We start from the raw sequence: 16651 nt of genomic DNA on the forward strand, positions 1-16651 counted from the left end.
CATCGGTCTGCTCTTGCACCCGGCGCCGACCGCTGAGGCAGGCACGGGAATCCCGGGCTCAGAACAGCGAGCCGTCCTCTCCGTCCTCGTCATGGGAGACGATGACGGCGTCCGCATCGTCCGTGCGGGACCGCGCGATCTCCTCCCTGCGCGCGGCGAGGGAGTCGTCCTCGGTCTCCAGGTCGGGCAACGTGCCCGAGGCCATCCCCGGGACGGCGCCCACAGGGGCCCCCGCCGCACCGGCCGCGGGAGCGGCCCCGGAATCGGCGGCGACACCGGGCCTGCCTGCCGCCGAACCGTCTGTCCCCGGCACCCCAGCACCCGAGCTGCTGCCGCCCGCCGCCCCCGAGGCCGCCGCACCGCCCGGCGCCTCGAAGGGCACCGTTCCCACGGCGTCGATCTTCGCCTCGAGCGGGGCGCCTGAGCCGTCGCGGCGGGAGAGCGCCTCGGGCAGGTTCCGCGCTCCGCCGCCCGCGGCCGCCGCGAGCGGCGAACGCCCCACGAAGCCGAGCGCCAGCTCCGTCTCGCCCGTGAGGAAGCGGTGTGCGCGCACGCCGCCGGTCGCGCGGCCCTTCGCCGGGAACTCCGCGAAATCGGAGACCTTGATCGAGGAGACCGGATCGCCGTAGAAGTTCTCGCCGCGGGCGATCGTCACGACCCGCGCATCGTCGCCGGGCCCCAGCAGGGAGAAGGCGATGACCCGTGCCTCGGCGGCGAGCTTGATCCCGGCCACCCCGCCCGCGGCCCAGCCCTGCGCGCGGAGCACGGAGGCGGAGAAGCGCAGCAGCTGGGCGCTGGAGGTGAGCAGGACGATCTCGCACGCGTCCGCGTCCGTGCCGGGCGCGGCCTGTGCGGCGCCCACCACGGTGTCGCCGCCCTTGAGCGTGATCGCCTCCCAGTCCGTGCGGCTGCTGGGAGCCCCCGCGCCGGCGGCCCGCTTGACCACGCCGGCGGCCGTCGCGAGGAAGACATCGCGGTCCGGATCCACGAGCGCGAGCACCGTCTCGCCCCGGCCCAGCTCCACGAGCTCCTTGGCGGGCACGCCGCCGGCGAGGGTCGGCCGCGTCGCCGTCTCCGGCAGCTGCGGCAGCACCACGACGTCGAGCAGGACGAGCCGGCCCAGGGAGGTGAGTGCGGCGATCCGGCCCTGCGCCGTGGCGGGCACCTGCGAGATGAGCGCATCGTGGCTCGCCCTGCGCCCGCCCACGGGCAGCGGTTCCCTGTTGGCGGTGCGGGCGATCCGGCCCGAGGTGGACAGCAGCACCCAGCAGGGGTCGTCGGCCACCGTGAGCGGGGCGGCAGCCTTCTTGCGGCCCTTCGCGGAGAGCTCCTTGAGCGAGCCCTCGACGAGGACCGTCCGCCGGGGATCGGCGATCTGCTCGGCGATCTCGCCCAGCTCCCGAGCCACCAGCTCGCGCAGCTCCCCCTCGTCCGCGAGCAGGCGCTCGAGCTGCTCGATGAGCGCGCGCAGCTCGTCCCTCTCCGCCTCCAGCTCGAGGCGGGAGAAGCGCGTGAGCCTGCGCAGCTGCAGGTCGAGGATGTAGGTGGCCTGCACCTCGGAGAGGTCGAAGACCTCCATGAGGCGCCCGCGCGCGGTCGCGGCGTCATCGGAGGAGCGGATGAGCTGGATGACCTCGTCGATGTCGAGGATCGCGATGAGCAGTCCCTCGACGAGGTGGAGGCGGTCCTTCGCCTTCCCCAGCCGGAACGCCGTCCGGCGGCGGACCACGTCGATCCGGTGGTCCACGTACACCTGGAGGAGCTCGCGCAGGCCGAGGGTGCGCGGCTGGCCGTCCACGAGGCACACGTTGTTGATGCCGAAGCTGTCCTCCATGGGCGTGAGGCGGTAGAGCTCCTCGAGCACCGCCTTGGGATCGAAGCCCGTCTTGATCCCGATGACCAGCCGCATGCCCTTCTTGCGGTCGGAGAAGTCGTCGATCGAGGCGATCCCGGTGAGGCGCTTGGCCTGCACCTGGTCCTTGACCCGCTCGATGATCTTCTCCGGGCCCACGAGATACGGCAGCTCGGTGACGACGATGCCCTTGCGCCGGGAGGTGAGGTTCTCGAATCTCACGCTCGCACGGGTGCGGAAGGTGCCGCGGCCGGTCTCATAGGCCTCGCGCACGCCGTCGAGGCCGATGATCCGGCCGCCGGAGGGCAGATCCGGGCCCGGGACGAAGCGCATGAGCTCGTCCAGCGTGGCATCCGGATGGCGGATGAGGTGCTGGGCGGCGGCGATGACCTCGCCCGCATTGTGCGGGGCCATGTTCGTCGCCATGCCCACCGCGATCCCCGAGGCGCCGTTGACCAGCAGATTGGGGAACGCCGCCGGCAGCACCTCCGGCTGCGTGATGGTGCCGTCGTAATTGGGCACGAAGCTCACGACGTCCTCGTCGAGCCCCGCGATCATCGCCATAGCGGCGGAGTGGAGGCGCGCCTCCGTGTACCTGGGGGCGGCGGGGCCGTCGTCGAGGCTGCCGAAGTTGCCGTGGCCGTCGACGAGCGGCAGGCGCATGGTGAACGGCTGGGCCAGGCGCACGAGGGCGTCGTAGATGGCGGTGTCGCCGTGCGGGTGCAGCTTGCCCATGACATCGCCGACGATGCGCGAGGACTTCACGAAGCCGCGGTCCGGCCGCAGGCCCATCTCGCCCATCTGGTAGACGATGCGCCGCTGCACGGGCTTGAGGCCGTCACGGGCGTCCGGCAGGGCGCGGGAGTAGATGACGGAGTACGCGTACTCGAGGAAGGAGGTCTCCATCTCCTGCGAGACGTCGATGTCCTCGATGCTTCCCGGCGCGTCGTGCCCCGCGGTGCCGCCTGCCATGATGTCTGCTTCAGCTCCCTGTGGTCTTCTCCGGCCGCGACGGGCCGGCGAGCGCCGGCCTCACGCACCGGTCGTCCCATGTGCAGGGACATCGTAGCGGCTGGGACGGACGTGGGGCGGGACCGCCGCCCGCGTGTACGGTTTCCGCCTCGAACTGGCGCCCGCCGAGGCGGAGCTCAGTCCAGCGGCAGGTGGTCTCCCGGCACGTGGGTGCGCATGCGCGAGAGCCGGCCGCCCACCGCGCTGATGAGCCGGTCCACCCCGAAGCCCGCGAGCGCGCCCACGACGATGCCGACGACCATCGCGAGCAGCGGCGAGTGCCCCAGGACGTGACCGGCGGCCAGGCCGAGCGCCACGGAGAGGCATCCCCACAGCAGCGAGGCGGCCGCCGCCACGATGCGGAAGCGGGCGAAGGGGAAGCCCACGGCACCCGCGGTGAGGTTGACCGCGACCCTGCCGACGGGGATGAACCGGCCTGCCATGACGAAGGTGGTCCCGTTGCGGCGCAGCGCCAGCCGGGTCCGTTCGAGGACGATGCGCCCGCGCCGGCCGCGGAATCCCGGCAGCCGCTCGACCGGCACACGGGCGCCGATCCGGTAGGCGATGAGGTCCCCGCAGAACGCGCCCGCCGCGGCGGCGAGCGCGAGCGCGGGGAGGAAGTACCAGGCGGCATCGCCAGTGACGGCGAGTGAGGCGCCTGCGATGACGATGGACTCGCTCGGCACAGGAGGGAAGAAGCCGTCGATGCAGGAGAGGACGGCGACGGCCAGGAGCAGCCAGGGCGAGGCGCCGAGGTCCACCACATAGCCCTCGATGTGCGAGAGCAGCTCGGCCAGACCGCTCAGCAGCTCCATCCGGATACCCCCCCTCAGTTCGGCGCCGCGTCAGCCCAGCGGCAGAACCGCATGGACCCGGAAGCCGCCGTCCGGAGCAGGGCCCGCCTCCACGATACCGCCCAGAGCCTGGGCCCTCTCTCGGATTCCTCGCAGGCCGAGGCCGGCACCGGGCGCCGCGGTCAGGCGCCTCTCCGCATCCGGGGCGCCGGAGCCGTTGACCACATCGACGGTGACGCTCTCCGGATCCGCTGCGAGGGTGACGGAGACGGGCGCGCCCGGGGCGTGGCGCACGGCATTGGACAGCGCCTCCTGCACGATCCGGTAGGCGGTGAGTCCCGTGGCCGCGGGGGCTGCGAGACCGCCGGGGTCCGTGGTGCCCCCGGCTCCCGCGCTCAGGGTGATCTCCGTGCCCGAGGCGCGGGTCGCCTCCACGAGGGCGGGCACGTCCGCGAGGCCGGGCTGGGGCGCGAGCGGAGCCTCGGCGTCCGTGGCTCGGAGGAGGGCCAGCAGCCCTCTCATCTCCGTGAGCGCGCGCCGGGAGGAGTCCGCGATGGAGGCGAACTCCGCCTGCTCCTCGGGGCCCGTGCCCTGCAGCCGGTAGGGGGCGGTGGTGGCCTGCACGCTGATGACGGACATGCTGTGGGCGACGACGTCGTGGAGCTCCTGGGCGATGCGGTTGCGTTCGGCGAGCTCCCGCTGCTTGGCGGTGAGGTCTGCGCTCGTGCGGCGTTCGGCGGCGAGTGCTCCGCGGCTCTCGGCCAGAGCGCGCACGCCTGCGCCCAGCAGGCCGGCCGCAGCCGTGACCGAGGCGGCGGTGACGAGGCTGGAGAGCGCGCCGGGAGTGAGTCCGGGGGAGAAGGGGGAACCGCTGACGAGCGCTGCGAGTGCGAGGGCGGCGAGCACGGCGGCCTGGGACAGGATCCAGCCGGTGAGCGCCCTGTGCCACGGGCCGGTGAGCGCGAGGACGAGCACGGTTCCGGCGGCGGCGAGCAGGCCGGGCACGGGCCACGGCCAGGGCAGGCCGGTGGTGTGGGCGGTGAGCAGGGCGGTCGCCGCGGCCGAGGCGGCGGTGAGCACGACCGCCGCGTACGGGCGGGCCGCCGCGAGGGCCAGGCCCGTGCTGTGGCCTGCGGCGGTGAGCATCGCGAAGACGGCGGGCACACCGTAGGCGGCGGCGGTCACGGGCCAGTTCACGGCCAGCAGGACGGCCGCGGCGAAGCCTGCGCCGAGCCACGCCCAGCCGCGCGCGGAGATGCTGCGGCTGAGCACGCCGGGGGCGGATGTGGGCGCGGAGGTCGGTGCCTGCGGGCAGGGCTGGGGGTGAGAAGAGGGCGAGGGACGAGACTCCGGAGAGACGGGGCCGGCGCTGAGCACGGCCGGACCGGGGTGGGCGGTCCGCGGGCCGGCGGGGTCATGCGGGACGCCTGGGGTCTGAGGGGTGGTGGGCATCCCAGCGGCGAGGAGCTCGTCGGGCAGGGCGCCCAGTGCCGCACGCGTGATCGCGGCGTCCGCGCACGCCAGGCCGCGCATGACCGGGGCCAGGGTAGCGAGGAGGATCACGCCCGCGCTGAAGTTGAAGGCGGCGTCCAGCAGATAGGAGCGGGTGAGGGAGGCCGGTGCCGCGCCGTCGGTGAGGGCGTCGAGGATGAGGCCCGGCAGGGTCCCGTCGCTGCGGGGGACGAAGATTCCCCACAGGGGGAAGGTGACTCCTGCGAGGGCACCTGTGAGCCACGCGACGCCCACGGCGAAGGTCACGGTGCGCAGCGGGAAGGCCACAAGGGTCTCGAACACGAGGTCGAGCCAGCGGCGGGGCTCCCCGATGCGGCGGACGAGGCCCATGACACTGCTGGGCCGCACGGGATGCTGTGCGGGGGCGAGCGGCAGTCCCCAGGCTCGGAGCCGGACGCGGGAGAGCGCGGCGAAGCCCGAGGCGAGCATGAGGGTGACCGGCAGCAGGAGGACTCCCACCCAGATCACCGCAGTGCCCACGGACATCGCGAACAGCGGGATCAGCAGGGCGAACGCGAACAGGGAGAGGGGGAAGCCGGCGAGCACGTACGCACAGTCGCGGCCGAGCTCGCGGAGGCTCCAGATCGGATGGCGGCCGGGACGGAGCGTGCCCACCGGTCCGGGCCGTGAGAGATTCCGGTCGTGTGGTGCGGCCGGGTGCGTGCGGTTCACCATGTCAGTGTCTCCTGTTCTGTGCGAGGACACCATGAGGTGCCTGGGGGAGAGAGGCGGGGGCAGCAGCGTGGATGTTCGCGGCAGGGGCTGCAGGCCGGAGTGAGGAGAGAGGCCGTGGGGCCGGGGAGGCCTGAAGGGTTGGGGAAGCAGAAGGGGCCGCGGGGATTGTGGCGGCGGGTGCCGTCTCGGGAGCTGCCGCCGTGGGCGCTCCCGCTCGCGGGTGGTGCCGGGAGAGGAGTCCGATGCCGCCCACGGCCGCGAGCGCGCTCAGCACGAGGAGCAGCACGGCGGCCGGGGGCATGGGCGCGTACTCGCCCAGGAGGAGGCCGCCGAGGCCCACCGCCGTGAGCGGGTCGATGACGGTGAGCCCGGCGAGGACGGTCTCCGGCGGCCCGGAGGCGTAGGAGGTCTGCACCAGCCACATGCCCGCCGCCGAGGCGGGCACCAGGCTCACCAGCAGCGCCCACATGGCGGGGGAGAGCTGAGCGGCCGCGGAGAGGAAGGGGTCCGGATCGCCGAGCCCGAGACGGTCGAGGGTCGCACCGATCCCGGCGGACTCGGAGGCCCCGTGCGCCTCGGGCACGGCGAGGGAGGAGAACACCTGGACGGCGAGGAGGTGCGCGCCTGTCGCGACCCCGCCGAAGAGCATGCCGGCACCGGCGACGCGCGGCAGATGACCTGCCGGACTGCGGGCCAGCAGGAGAGCCGCGAGCGATCCCAGCAGCAGGAGCGCGGTGAGGGTGCCCGCGCGCGCCGGGGTCACCTCGGGGGTGAGGGCATAGCGGGCGGAGATGCCCACGAACACCGCCACGGCGCCCAGGGTGACGGCGATGGCCGCGCACAGGCCGCGGGTGAGCGGCAGCGGGGAGCCGGAGCTCCGCCCCGCGACCCCGGCGCTGATGAGCACGGCGGTCACCAGCGACAGCGCGCCGAGCGGCTGGATGAGCGCGACGGGGGCCAGGCCCAGGGCGAGGACGTTGAGGACCGTCTCCGCGACGATGAGACCGGTCCCGAGCAGCCAGAGCGGGCGCATGAGCACGGCCAGCCGGACTCCGCTGCGGGAGCGGGCGGCTGCGGGCGAGGCGCCCGCCGAGCTCACAGCGCCGGAGGTGCCGGGCCCGATGCGCTCGCGCGTGACCGCGCTGTGCTGCATGTGCGTCCCGACGGCGAGGAGGATCGCACCGAGCGCGGCGAGTGCGATGCCGAGGAGGAAGACGGGGGTGATGACCATGACTCGAAGCTAGGGAGGGGGTGCGCGCCCGCGCATCACTCCGCGGAGTGAAACGCATGTCATCCCTGAGGATGACGTGCGGCGCTGCGGACCCGCGGATGTGCCTCGCGGGATACGCTCGGAGGCATGGAGCACACAGCCGCGCCGCAGTCCGGTCCGTCCCAGCCGGTCCCGGGTCAGTCGGTCTCACCGGCGGACTCCGCCTCCGCATCCCGTCCCGTCCGTGTGGCGATCGTCGACGATCAGGCGATGGTGCGGCAGGGCTTCGGGGCTCTGCTGGAGGCGCAGCCGGACCTCACGGTGGTGGGCAGCGCGGAGGATGGGAGCGAGGTCGTGGACCTCGTCCGGCGGACGCAGCCGGACGTCGTGCTCATGGACATCCGGATGCCCCGGATGAACGGGCTCGACGCCACCCGCGCGATCCACGCCATGCCGGGGGAGGGGCACCCTCGCGTCGTCATCCTCACGACCTTCGATGCGGACGAGTACGTGTTCGCCGCGCTGAGGGCGGGCGCCTCGGGCTTCCTGCTCAAGGACGCGACGGCGGACGAGCTGGTCTCCGCGGTGCGGGTGGTCGCGGCCGGCGATGCCCTGCTGTCGCCGTCCGTCACGCGCACCCTCATCGCCGACTATGCGAGTCGCCCCGCCCCGCGCAGCGGCGCCGTGCTCGCCGACCTCACCGAGCGCGAGCTCGATGTCATGCGGCTCGTGGCGGCGGGGAGGTCCAATGCGGAGATCGCGGAGGAACTCGTGGTCTCGGAGCAGACCGTGAAGACGCATGTCTCGCGGACGCTGGGCAAGCTCGGTCTGCGCGACCGCACGCAGATGGTGGTCACGGCCTACGAATCCGGACTCGTGAGCGTCGGCGGCTGAGGGAGCAGCCGCTCACCGAGCCGGCTCGGCCGCTCCTCACACACGCCGGAGCCGGCGCAGGCCGAGCGCGAGACCGCCGGCGATCGCACCCCAGACCAGATTGGTGAGCAGGACCATCGGGATCGCGATGGGATGGGCGAGCGGGCCCTCGAGCTGCCCGAGGAGGATGGGGGAGAGCACTCCCGAAAGCAGGATCGAGAGCACACCGTAGGTGAGTCCCGCCGCGATGAGGGTGAGCAGGGGACGCGGAATCCGGCTGAGGCCGACGACCAGCACCCACACGAGGGTGATGACGGCCGTGGCACCCAGCGAGCCGACGGCGGACGACACGGGCCCGGACTCTCCGACGACCCCCGTGATCTTCAGCAGGGGGCGGACGAGCGCGAAAGTGCCGAGGGCGAGCGCCCAGATGAGGCTGGCTGCGGGGAAGCGGGGCGTGCTGCCCGCCGGGTTCGGACCGGAGGCGGGGCCGGGAGGGACCGCGGTCATGATGCGGTTCCCGGGCGCATACGGGTGCGCAGGGCGTCGAGTCCGGCGGCGACGAGCCCGCACACCGCGCCCACGAGCGTGCCGGTCACGAGACTGGAGAACACCGAGAAGCCGCGGACGATGAGGCTATGCACCTCGGGAGCGAGGCCGGCGAGGTTCCCGCCCAGCTGGGGCGGACCTCCGGGGAAGGTCGTGGCCCAGAAGATCTGGTGGACCGCAGCGAGGAGCACGCCGTAGACGAGGCCCACCACGAGGAGGACGAGGAACGGCCTCCGGACGCGCAGGAGCAGCACTGCCGCCACCCAGACGACGACAGGGACGAACACGAAGAGCGCGTTGAGCGCAGTGCCCTCCTCGATGATGTGCAGGTCGTGGAGGACCACGCGGGGCACGCCCAGCAGCGCCAGGCCGAGGACGAGGAGGACGAGCCCGCGGCTTCCGGGGCCGGGTGCCGCTGTGCGGTCGGTGCGGTCGGTGATGGGACGGGAGGGGCTGCCATGAGGAGAATCGATCATGGCTCCACGCTAGGGACGCCGGGGCATGCGGCACATCCGTCCAGGGGCGACAGTCCGCGCTGCAATGCAATCGCCTCTGGGCGACAGCTCCCGCGATCGGGAGGAACGATGCGGTGCCCGGCCGGGGACGGGACTCGCACGGAAGGGAGACGGAGATGGCGGAGCTGAGGACAGCGGAGGTGAGCGGCCTGGCCGCAGTGGAGCATGCCACGGCGCTGCTGCAGCGCATGCGCCTGGTCTCAGCGGTGGGAGGCGTGTGGGAGGCTGCCGACATCCAGTGGGCCTGGCGCCGGCCGAGTCCGGCGAACGCCGTGGGGGGTGCGGTTCTGGTGCGATGACGCGGGACCCGTCGCCGGCTTCGTGCTCGAGGCCCGAAAGGAGACCTGGGAGTGCGCTCCGCTGTGGAGCCCGGACCTCCCCGGCCCTGCGCTCGCCGAGGTCTGGGCATGTGCCCAGGAGACCGCGGCCGCCCATGCCGCACAGGGCTATGGGGTGCTCGTCCGCGACGACGACACCGAGCTCGGGGCCCTCGTGCGCGCCTCCGGCCTCGTGCCCGGCGACGGCGATGCCACGGCCTGGATGCCCGCGGCCGAGCGGCCGGAGGCGCAGCCGCTGCCCGCAGGCCTCGTGCTCACCGACCGCACGCAGCGCGCCGATGCGCCGCATCCCCTCCGGCACCTCAACGGTGCGGCCGTCGAGAGCCGCATGCGGCAGTGCTCCCTCTACGCACCCGAGCTCGATCTGTCCGTGGAGAGCGAGGACGGGCGCCTCGCGGGCTACGCAGTGTTCTGGCACGACCCGGTGACGAAGGTCGGCCTCGTCGAACCGGTCCGCGTGATGGAGGGATTCCGCAGACGCGGCGTGGCCCGCGTCCTGCTGGCCGAGGGCATCGCGAGGCTCGCCGCACGCGGAGCGGAGCGGATCAAGATCTCCTATGAGACCGAGGCCGCCGGTGCCCTCTACCTGAGCCTGGGTTTCGTGAGGGAATCGAGGGCGACATGGCATCGGTGGAAGCGCCCCGGGTCGACCTGAGGAGACAGCGCGCGCCGCTGAGGATTCGCCTGCAGGCGACTGTGCGCGGGCGGCGCGCTTCCTAGACTGGGACCATGACGTCGAATGCGAGCGCACCGCCGGCACCGGCTTCCGCGCTGCTCTCCCGCGCGCTCGCCTTCGATGTGATGCTCGCCGTGCTGGTGTGGGGCTCCGTCTCCTGGCTCATCACCGCGGACCAGGCCGGTGAGCGCGCCCCGGACGCGCTGGCCTATCTGTGGGCGCTCGGGCTCGGCTGCCTCATGCTCGTCCGCCGCAGGTACCCGCAGCTCGTCCTCTGGATCACGGTGGCCGCGCTCTTCGGCTACTACTTCGCGGGCTATCCCGCCGTGGGCCTCAGCGTGCCCGCCGCCGGTGCCCTGCTCACCGCCGCGGAGTTCTGCCGCCTCCGGTGGCCGCTGCTCGCCTCGGCGGTTCTCCTGGCCGTGAGCTACGGGGTGCGGCTGCTCCAGGGGCAGGACCTCACCCGGATCATCGGCTACGAGCTGGTGGGCCACCTCGGCCTCATGGCCGCGGCCATCGCCCTCGGCGCGAGCCTGCGGCTGCGGCGGGAACTGGCCGAGCGCTCGGCGCAGCTGCTCAGCGTCGTGCGAGAGCGGGAGCGGAGTGGGGCCCAAGCCGCGCTCGCCATGGAGCGGACCGAACTCGCCCGGGAGCTCCACGACTCCCTCGGTCACCGTCTGGCCGTGCTCTCCCTGCACACCGAGGTCGCGGCCGAGGCCGTCGAGACGAACGAGAGGGAGGCCGACACCGCTGTTCTCGCCTCTGCGCTCGCCGTCATCCGGGAGACCGCCGATGCGATGTCCGGCGAACTGCACGAGACCGTCCGCGCGCTGAGGCCGCGCGGCCGCTCGCCCTCCGTCGGCTCCACCCCGGCGCCGCTCTCCCTCTCCGCGCTCGCGCCCATGATCGTCGCCCTGCCGCTGGAGGTCGACGCGGCGCTGGACCGTGCGCTGCGCACCGGCGAGATCACCCTGCCCGCACAGGTCGAGGCGGCAGCGGTGCGGATCGTCCAGGAGGCCCTCACCAATGTCGTGAGGCACTCGCTCGCCGCCGAAGCGCGGGTCACGGTCGCGCTCGAGACCGCGGGCGGCAGTGGCCTCGGCACCTCCCGGCGTCGCTTCCGCGAAGGCCACGGAGGACACGATGACGCCGGGCACCTGTGCGTGCTGATCGCGGACCCCGGTCCGCCTCGGCCGGAGGCGGGCCCCGCTCCCGGCGGCCTGGGCCTGCAGGGCATGCGCGAGCGCGCCGAGGCGCTGGGCGGCTCCTTCGAGGCCGGACCCCGGAGCCCCGCCGCGCTCGGCTTCGACCGCGCGGACGCACAGGGCCGCGGATTCGCCGTCGAGGCGCGCCTTCCCCTCGGCCCGAGCGGTGAGGCGGCCGCGGCAGGGCCAGGTGTGCACGGGCAGGCCGCGGGCGAGGCGGAGCGCCCATGATCACCGTGCTGCTGGCCGATGACCAGGATCTCGTCCGCGCGGGCCTGCGCGCCCTGCTGAGCGGTGCCGAGGACATCGAGGTCGTGGCCGAGGCCCCTGATGGCGCGGCGGCCGTGACCGCGGCCCTGACGCATGTGCCCGCTGTCGTCCTCATGGACCTCCGCATGCCGGTCATGGACGGGACCGCGGCCACACGCCGCATTCGGGCCGAGACCGCGCTGTCCGGCACCCGCGTCCTCGTGCTCACGACGTTCGACGACGATGAGGACGTGCTCGCGGCGGTGCGCGCGGGGGCGGCCGGCTATCTGCTCAAGGACACGCGCGCCGAGGCGCTGCGGGAGGCCGTCCGCACCGTCGCCGCTGGCGGGAACCTTCTCTCACCGCAGGTCGCACGCACTCTCATGGAGCACATGGCGGAGGCTGGTCCTCTCCCATCCCGCACGACTGCGACAGGCGGCCAGGACCGGGAGGAGACCGAGGCGGCGGCCGCGGGCCGGATCGGCCCGACGGCCGAAGCTGTACCCGTCGACCTCTCGGCGCTCACGGAGCGCGAGATGGAGGTGCTCGCGCGCCTCGCACACGGGGAGACGAATGCGGAGATCGGCGCGCACCTGTTCCTCAGCCCCGCCACAGCGCGCACCTATGTGAGCCGCATGCTCACGAAGCTCGGCGCCCGCGACCGGACGGAGCTCGCCCTCCTCGCTCAGCGCGCAGGACTGGGCGGCTGAGCGCGCTCGAACCGCGCCCCGGAGAAGTCTCCGGGACGCGGTTCACAACAGGCTCTCAGCGCGCGGCCTCGGCCTGGCAGCGGGAGCAGGGGAGGGGTTCGGGGCGCTCGTAGTCGGCGCGGCCGCGGCGCCAGTAGCCCTCGACGCTCCAGCTGTCCCGCGGCAGTCCCGCCCGGAACTGGAGGTGGCAGCGCAGCGATTTCACGCTCAGCGCCTCACCCGCGGCCCAGACGTAGCCGTTCCGGTCGGGCAGCTCGTGCTGCATGACGGCATCGGCGAGCAGCGTCGTGGTGCCCGGTGCGGCCTCGCCGCGGTGGAGCCAGTGGACGGTGAGATCGGCCCGGCTGGGGAGGTCGATGTGCGAGGCCGCGTCCTGGACCTCGACGAAGGCGGTCGCGGGTGTGCCCTCCGGCAGGGACTCGGCCCAGCGGGCGAGGGCGGGGAGCGCGGAGTCGTCGGCGGCGAGGACGTACCAGTCGTGCACGCCGTCCTTGACGAGGTAGGTGCCGCGGGGGCCGAGTGAGCCCAGGCGGTCGCCGGGGGCGGCATCCGCGGCCCAGTGCGCGGCGACCCCGTGGGTGCCGAGCACGAAGTCGATGTCGATGGTGCGGGCCGTCGTGTCGTACCAGCGCACCGTGAAATCGCGGTGGACGAAGCCGCGCGGCGAGCACTGCCCGTCCGCGAACGGGGGCAGCACGGGCTCACCCGCGGTGTCCGTGTCGAAGATGAGCTTGAGGTGGTCGTCGGGGCTGATGAAGGGGAAGTCCGCGAAATCGTCATCGGCGCGGAAGCGCACGCGCCTGAGGCTCGCGGACAGCTGGACGGCGCTCACCACGGTGAGGACGCGGGGACGGGGGGAGAAGCGGTAGGTGGCGGTCCGGGCGGATTCGCGCATCGCCTCGTGCGGGGTGCGGAAGGCCGGGCGGGGCGCTGCGGGGGACAGCTCGGCGATCCCTCCGCGCGCGGCCGGAGCCTCCAGGCCCTCGTACGGAAGCAGAATGCTCATGGTGTCCTCCTCCAGCGGGCCTCGCGCAGCTCCTCGTGAGCCGCACTCTTCACGCCTTTCCGTCACACCAACGTACCGTTATTCTCCGGGTCAGGCAAGCCTAAGCGCAGTGAGCGGTGCCTGACCTGAGACGCGCCGGCTCACGCCAGCCGGCGCCGGCCCGAGTCGATCCGGTCGTGAGATTCGCGGAGGATGACCCGGGTGCTGAGGACATGGGCCCCCGCAGGCGTGGCGACGACGGGGTGGATCTCGACATCGGCCACTGCGGGAATGTCGTCGACGAGCTCGGCCACCCGCAGCAGCAGATCCTCGATGGGCTCGACGTTCGCGACCGGCAGGCCCTTGTAGCCGAACAGGCGGGGGGAGGACTTCACCGAGCGGATCATCTCGGAGGCGTCCACGTCCGTGAGCGGGGCGACCCGGTGGGCGATGTCCCCGACCAGCTCGCTCGTGTCCCCGGCGAGGGAGAAGGATACGACGGGGCCGAGCAGCGGGTCCTCGCCGGCGCGCACCACGCAGGGGATGCCGGGCGGGGCCATCTGCTGCACGTCGATGCCGGTGGGCCCGTCGTCGTCCGCGTACTCCGCGACGAGCTCGCACACCTGCGCGTAGTCGTCTGCGAGCTCCTCCGGGGTCTCGATGTTGAGCCGCACACCGCCGAGTTCCATCCGGTGCCGCAGCCGCTTGTTGACGGCCTTGATCGCGACCGGGTAGCCCAGCTGCTCCGCCGCCTCGCGGGCCTCTGCGACGGAATGGGTGGTGATGAGGGGCAGGGGCGCGATGCCGTAGGCGGACATGAGCGCTCGAGTCTCCGGGGCGCCCAGGAGCACGGACTCGCCCACCGGCACCGAGGCCAGCGCCTCGTCCACGATCCCGCGCGCGCAGCGCCGGTCGATTCCCTCGAGCTCGGGGTAGCGGCCGTGGTCCTCGGCCCGCCACATCGCGTAGTCCACCGTCCGGGCGAGTGCCCAGACCGCCTCCTCGGGGCCGAAGTAGCTGGGCACGGAGCGCGAGATGCGCCGGCCGTCGGCGTCCGCGACGAAGGCCGTGAGCTCCTCGCGCACGCCCTGCACGCCGGAGAAGCAGGCGACGGTCGTCTTGTCCGAGGTCGCGGCGAGCTCGGACAGCGCTCCGGCGATCTCCGCCTCCGAGGCGCCCGCGGAGGGGGTGAAGCTCACGATGACGGAGTCCACGTCCTCGCGGGCGAACATCTCCGCGAGCGCGCGGGCGAACTCGTCCGCCTGGACCTCAGGGTGGAGGGAGACGGGGGCGTGGGGCACCTCGAGGCCGTCGGCGCGCGCGCCCTGCGCGAGCAGCGTCCCGACCGCTGCGGAGTTGCCCACGATGCCCACCCGGCGCCCGGCCGGCAGGGGCTGGGAGGTGAGGACCTGGGCGACGTCGAAGAGCTGGCGGGTCGAGGCGGCGCGGATGACCCCGGCCTGGGCGAGGACCTCGTCGAGGGCGCCCGAGGCCCGCTCCTCGAGCCCGGACAGCCGCACCTGGTGCCCGGGCGGGAGCTCCTGCCCGGTGAGATCGCTCTTGACCACCACGACGGGCTTGACCCGGGAGACCCGGCGGGCGATGCGGGAGAACTTGCGCGGATTGCCGATCGACTCGAGATAGAGGCCCACCGCCGAGGTCGCCGGGTCCTCCTCCCAGTACTGCAGCACGTCGTTGCCGGAGAGGTCTGCGCGGTTGCCGGCGGAGACGAAGGTGGAGATGCCGAGGCCCAGCTGCGTGGCCCGCGCCAGGAGCGCGGTGCCCAGCGCTCCGGACTGGCTGAACAGGCCCAGTGTGCCGGACTCCGGGAAGAAGGGGGAGAGCGAGGCGTTGAGCGCGATGTCCCCGGCGGTGTTCGCGATGCCGAAGCTGTTGGGCCCCACGAGCCGCATCCCGTGCATGCGCGCGGTCGCGACGACCTCGCGCTGCAGCGCGGTGCCCTCCGCGCCCGTCTCGGCGAAGCCGGAGGACACGACCACCACGGCCTTGACCCCGTGGGAGGCGCAGTCGCGGACCACACCGGAGACGGCCTCGGCGGGGACGGCGATGACCGCGAGGTCCGCGGGCTCCGTGAGGTCCTCGAGGCTGCGGACGGTGGGCAGGCCCGCGATGGAATCGGCCTCGGGATGGACGATCGTGAGCCGGCCCGTGAAGCCGGCCGAGGAGAGGTTGCGCACCAGCAGGTTGCCCGTCGAATGGCGCGTGCGCGAGGCGCCGATGACGACGACCGAGCGCGGATGGAGGATCTGGCGGACGCTCAGCGACTCCGCGCGGTGCTCGCGGGCGGCCACCACCTGCATGGACTTGTCCGTGGGGTCGATCTCGAAGCGGACGGCGACGACACCGTCGTCGAACTCGCGCGAGACCTCGTAGCCGGCCGCGGCGAACACCTGGAGCATGGAGCGGTTCTGGGGCAGAACCTCGGCGGTGAAGACGGTGATGCCGTTCTCCAGTGCGGCGGCGGCGAGGTGCTCGAGCAGGATCGAGCCGATCCCGCGGCCCTGGTGCGCATCGGCGATGTTGAAGGCGACCTCGGCGGAGATCGCGTCCAGCCTGTCGTAGCGCCCCACCCCGATGATGTCCTCGCCCACGAGGAGCACGAAGGCCACGCGGTCGGTGTGGTCGACCGTGACGAACCGGGCGAGCTCCCTGGGCGGGAGCTCGGGCATGGGAGCGAAGAAGCGCAGGTAGATGGACTCGGGGGACTGGGCCTTGTGGAAGCGCTGGAGGGCGTCGGCGTCCTCGGGCACGATGGGGCGCAGATGCGCGGTGCCTCCGTCGCGGAGGACGACATCGGCCTCCCACTGGGCGGGATAGCTCGTCATGCCGCCAGTCTATGCGGGGCCGGGAGGTCTCCCGTGTCCGGCCGGAAGTCTATGCTGGTCGCATGTCGATTCCCCATGCACTCGTGACGGACCTGCAGGCCGCCGGCTACTACCCGCAGCTCGCCGGGACCATGCTCGTCGAGAGCCTGTTCGGCGAGGAGATCGCCAACCACCTCGTCCACATCGACACGCATGTGGACCTCGATTCGATCCACCGGCACGTCACGGCCTTCGCCCTCACGCCCACGCGCCTGCTCATCGCGCACGTGGATGACGATCCGCAGCCGGCCGCCCCGGGCGAGCCCCCGCGCGGCATGACCTCCTCCGAGGCCGTCGAGCTCACGGACGTGCGCACCGTGCTCATCGGCCGCACGTACGAGAAGCCCGCGGGGTTCCAGCCGGGCCAGGCACCCGTGGAGGTCTCGCTCACCCTGGGGTGGGGGCAGAACTCCCGCATCGACGCGTTCCCGGAGACGTGTGCGGACCCGCAGTGCGATGCCGACCACGGCTACGGCGGCAGCCTCCTGTCCGAGGACCTCAATCTGCGCATCTCCGCCCAGGCAGAGGGGCCCGAGGTGGTCGAGCGCGCGGAGTCGTTCGCGATCGACCTGCGCCGGGCCGTCTTCCGCGCCCGCCGGGGCCTGGGCTGAG

The 16651-nt window shown here is 73.1% G+C and carries 14 protein-coding genes; 6 read left to right on the forward strand and 8 right to left on the reverse strand.

From position 1 onward, the window contains the following. Window positions 1-58: 58 nt before the first annotated feature. The 4 genes from K318_RS0111690 to K318_RS0111705 form a co-directional block, all read right to left on the reverse strand. Window positions 59-2824 carry a DNA gyrase/topoisomerase IV subunit A gene (locus tag K318_RS0111690; RefSeq protein WP_029089615.1) on the reverse strand — a complete coding sequence of 922 codons (2766 nt, stop codon included), beginning with the start codon at window positions 2822-2824 and terminating at the stop codon, window positions 59-61. Window positions 2825-3000: 176 nt separating this feature from the next. Then, on the reverse strand, window positions 3001-3678 hold the full coding sequence (locus tag K318_RS0111695; RefSeq protein ID WP_051297924.1) for a DedA family protein: 678 nt from the start codon (window positions 3676-3678) through the stop codon (window positions 3001-3003). Window positions 3679-3708: 30 nt separating this feature from the next. Further along, entirely contained in the window at window positions 3709-5844 is a 2136-nt protein-coding gene (locus tag K318_RS23790) for a sensor histidine kinase (RefSeq protein WP_051297925.1), read from the reverse strand. Between the two features lies 1 nt (window position 5845). After that, window positions 5846-7075, reverse strand: coding sequence for a hypothetical protein (locus tag K318_RS0111705; protein WP_029089617.1), 1230 nt, complete (start codon window positions 7073-7075; stop codon window positions 5846-5848). Between the two features lie 126 nt (window positions 7076-7201). On the opposite strand from K318_RS0111705, the gene K318_RS0111710 reads away from it, so the two are divergent. After that, a complete protein-coding gene (locus K318_RS0111710) occupies window positions 7202-7948 on the forward strand; it encodes a response regulator (protein WP_084500116.1) in 747 nt (248 codons plus the stop codon). 36 nt (window positions 7949-7984) lie between these two features. Here K318_RS0111710 and K318_RS0111715 read toward each other — a convergent pair whose 3' ends face one another. After that, complete coding sequence (locus tag K318_RS0111715) at window positions 7985-8437, reverse strand: hypothetical protein (protein ID WP_029089619.1); 453 nt, start codon at window positions 8435-8437, stop codon at window positions 7985-7987. Then, window positions 8434-8952, reverse strand: a complete 519-nt coding sequence (locus tag K318_RS0111720; RefSeq protein ID WP_245579879.1) for a hypothetical protein — start codon at window positions 8950-8952, stop codon at window positions 8434-8436. The genes K318_RS0111715 and K318_RS0111720 overlap by 4 nt, the downstream gene beginning before the upstream one ends. 155 nt (window positions 8953-9107) lie before the next feature. On the opposite strand from K318_RS0111720, the gene K318_RS25035 reads away from it, so the two are divergent. From K318_RS25035 to K318_RS0111740, 4 genes are all read left to right on the forward strand, one after another. Further along, a complete protein-coding gene (locus K318_RS25035) occupies window positions 9108-9290 on the forward strand; it encodes a hypothetical protein (protein ID WP_169721465.1) in 183 nt (60 codons plus the stop codon). Further along, on the forward strand, window positions 9271-9984 hold the full coding sequence (locus tag K318_RS0111730; RefSeq protein ID WP_029089622.1) for a GNAT family N-acetyltransferase: 714 nt from the start codon (window positions 9271-9273) through the stop codon (window positions 9982-9984). The genes K318_RS25035 and K318_RS0111730 overlap by 20 nt, the downstream gene beginning before the upstream one ends. Before the next feature lie 74 nt (window positions 9985-10058). Beyond that, window positions 10059-11441: a sensor histidine kinase gene (locus K318_RS21430; RefSeq protein WP_051297926.1), complete on the forward strand. Its 1383-nt coding sequence runs from the start codon at window positions 10059-10061 to the stop codon at window positions 11439-11441. Then, window positions 11438-12169 carry a response regulator transcription factor gene (locus tag K318_RS0111740; protein ID WP_029089623.1) on the forward strand — a complete coding sequence of 244 codons (732 nt, stop codon included), beginning with the start codon at window positions 11438-11440 and terminating at the stop codon, window positions 12167-12169. Before K318_RS21430 ends, K318_RS0111740 begins: the two co-directional genes overlap by 4 nt. A gap of 55 nt (window positions 12170-12224) precedes the next feature. Here the strand turns inward: K318_RS0111740 and K318_RS21435 are convergent, their stop codons facing one another. Together K318_RS21435 and K318_RS0111750 are read right to left on the reverse strand one after the other, a co-directional pair. Next, the gene (locus K318_RS21435) at window positions 12225-13175 is read right to left on the reverse strand and encodes a siderophore-interacting protein (protein ID WP_084500118.1); all 951 of its coding nucleotides are present in this window, start codon (window positions 13173-13175) and stop codon (window positions 12225-12227) included. A 140-nt stretch (window positions 13176-13315) separates the two neighbouring features. Beyond that, window positions 13316-16000, reverse strand: a complete 2685-nt coding sequence (locus tag K318_RS0111750) for a bifunctional acetate--CoA ligase family protein/GNAT family N-acetyltransferase (RefSeq protein WP_029089624.1) — start codon at window positions 15998-16000, stop codon at window positions 13316-13318. A gap of 62 nt (window positions 16001-16062) precedes the next feature. On the opposite strand from K318_RS0111750, the gene K318_RS0111755 reads away from it, so the two are divergent. After that, window positions 16063-16650, forward strand: a complete 588-nt coding sequence (locus tag K318_RS0111755) for a DUF5998 family protein (RefSeq protein WP_029089625.1) — start codon at window positions 16063-16065, stop codon at window positions 16648-16650. Window position 16651: the final 1 nt, after the last annotated feature.

The organism is Brevibacterium album DSM 18261, assembly GCF_000426445.1.
Lineage (GTDB): Bacteria > Actinomycetota > Actinomycetes > Actinomycetales > Brevibacteriaceae > Brevibacterium > Brevibacterium album.

Excerpts from the sequence above, each read along its gene's own strand:
- K318_RS0111690 (WP_029089615.1), bottom strand. The coding sequence starts at position 2,824 with ATGGCAGGCGGCACCGCGGGGCACGACGCGCCGGGAAGCATCGAGGAC.
- K318_RS0111695 (WP_051297924.1), bottom strand. The coding sequence starts at position 3,678 with ATGGAGCTGCTGAGCGGTCTGGCCGAGCTGCTCTCGCACATCGAGGGC.
- K318_RS23790 (WP_051297925.1), bottom strand. The coding sequence starts at position 5,844 with ATGGTGAACCGCACGCACCCGGCCGCACCACACGACCGGAATCTCTCA.
- K318_RS0111705 (WP_029089617.1), bottom strand. The coding sequence starts at position 7,075 with ATGGTCATCACCCCCGTCTTCCTCCTCGGCATCGCACTCGCCGCGCTC.
- K318_RS0111710 (WP_084500116.1), top strand. The coding sequence starts at position 7,202 with ATGGAGCACACAGCCGCGCCGCAGTCCGGTCCGTCCCAGCCGGTCCCG.
- K318_RS0111715 (WP_029089619.1), bottom strand. The coding sequence starts at position 8,437 with ATGACCGCGGTCCCTCCCGGCCCCGCCTCCGGTCCGAACCCGGCGGGC.
- K318_RS0111720 (WP_245579879.1), bottom strand. The coding sequence starts at position 8,952 with ATGATCGATTCTCCTCATGGCAGCCCCTCCCGTCCCATCACCGACCGC.
- K318_RS25035 (WP_169721465.1), top strand. The coding sequence starts at position 9,108 with ATGGCGGAGCTGAGGACAGCGGAGGTGAGCGGCCTGGCCGCAGTGGAG.
- K318_RS21430 (WP_051297926.1), top strand. The coding sequence starts at position 10,059 with ATGACGTCGAATGCGAGCGCACCGCCGGCACCGGCTTCCGCGCTGCTC.
- K318_RS0111740 (WP_029089623.1), top strand. The coding sequence starts at position 11,438 with ATGATCACCGTGCTGCTGGCCGATGACCAGGATCTCGTCCGCGCGGGC.
- K318_RS21435 (WP_084500118.1), bottom strand. The coding sequence starts at position 13,175 with ATGAGCATTCTGCTTCCGTACGAGGGCCTGGAGGCTCCGGCCGCGCGC.
- K318_RS0111750 (WP_029089624.1), bottom strand. The coding sequence starts at position 16,000 with ATGACGAGCTATCCCGCCCAGTGGGAGGCCGATGTCGTCCTCCGCGAC.
- K318_RS0111755 (WP_029089625.1), top strand. The coding sequence starts at position 16,063 with ATGTCGATTCCCCATGCACTCGTGACGGACCTGCAGGCCGCCGGCTAC.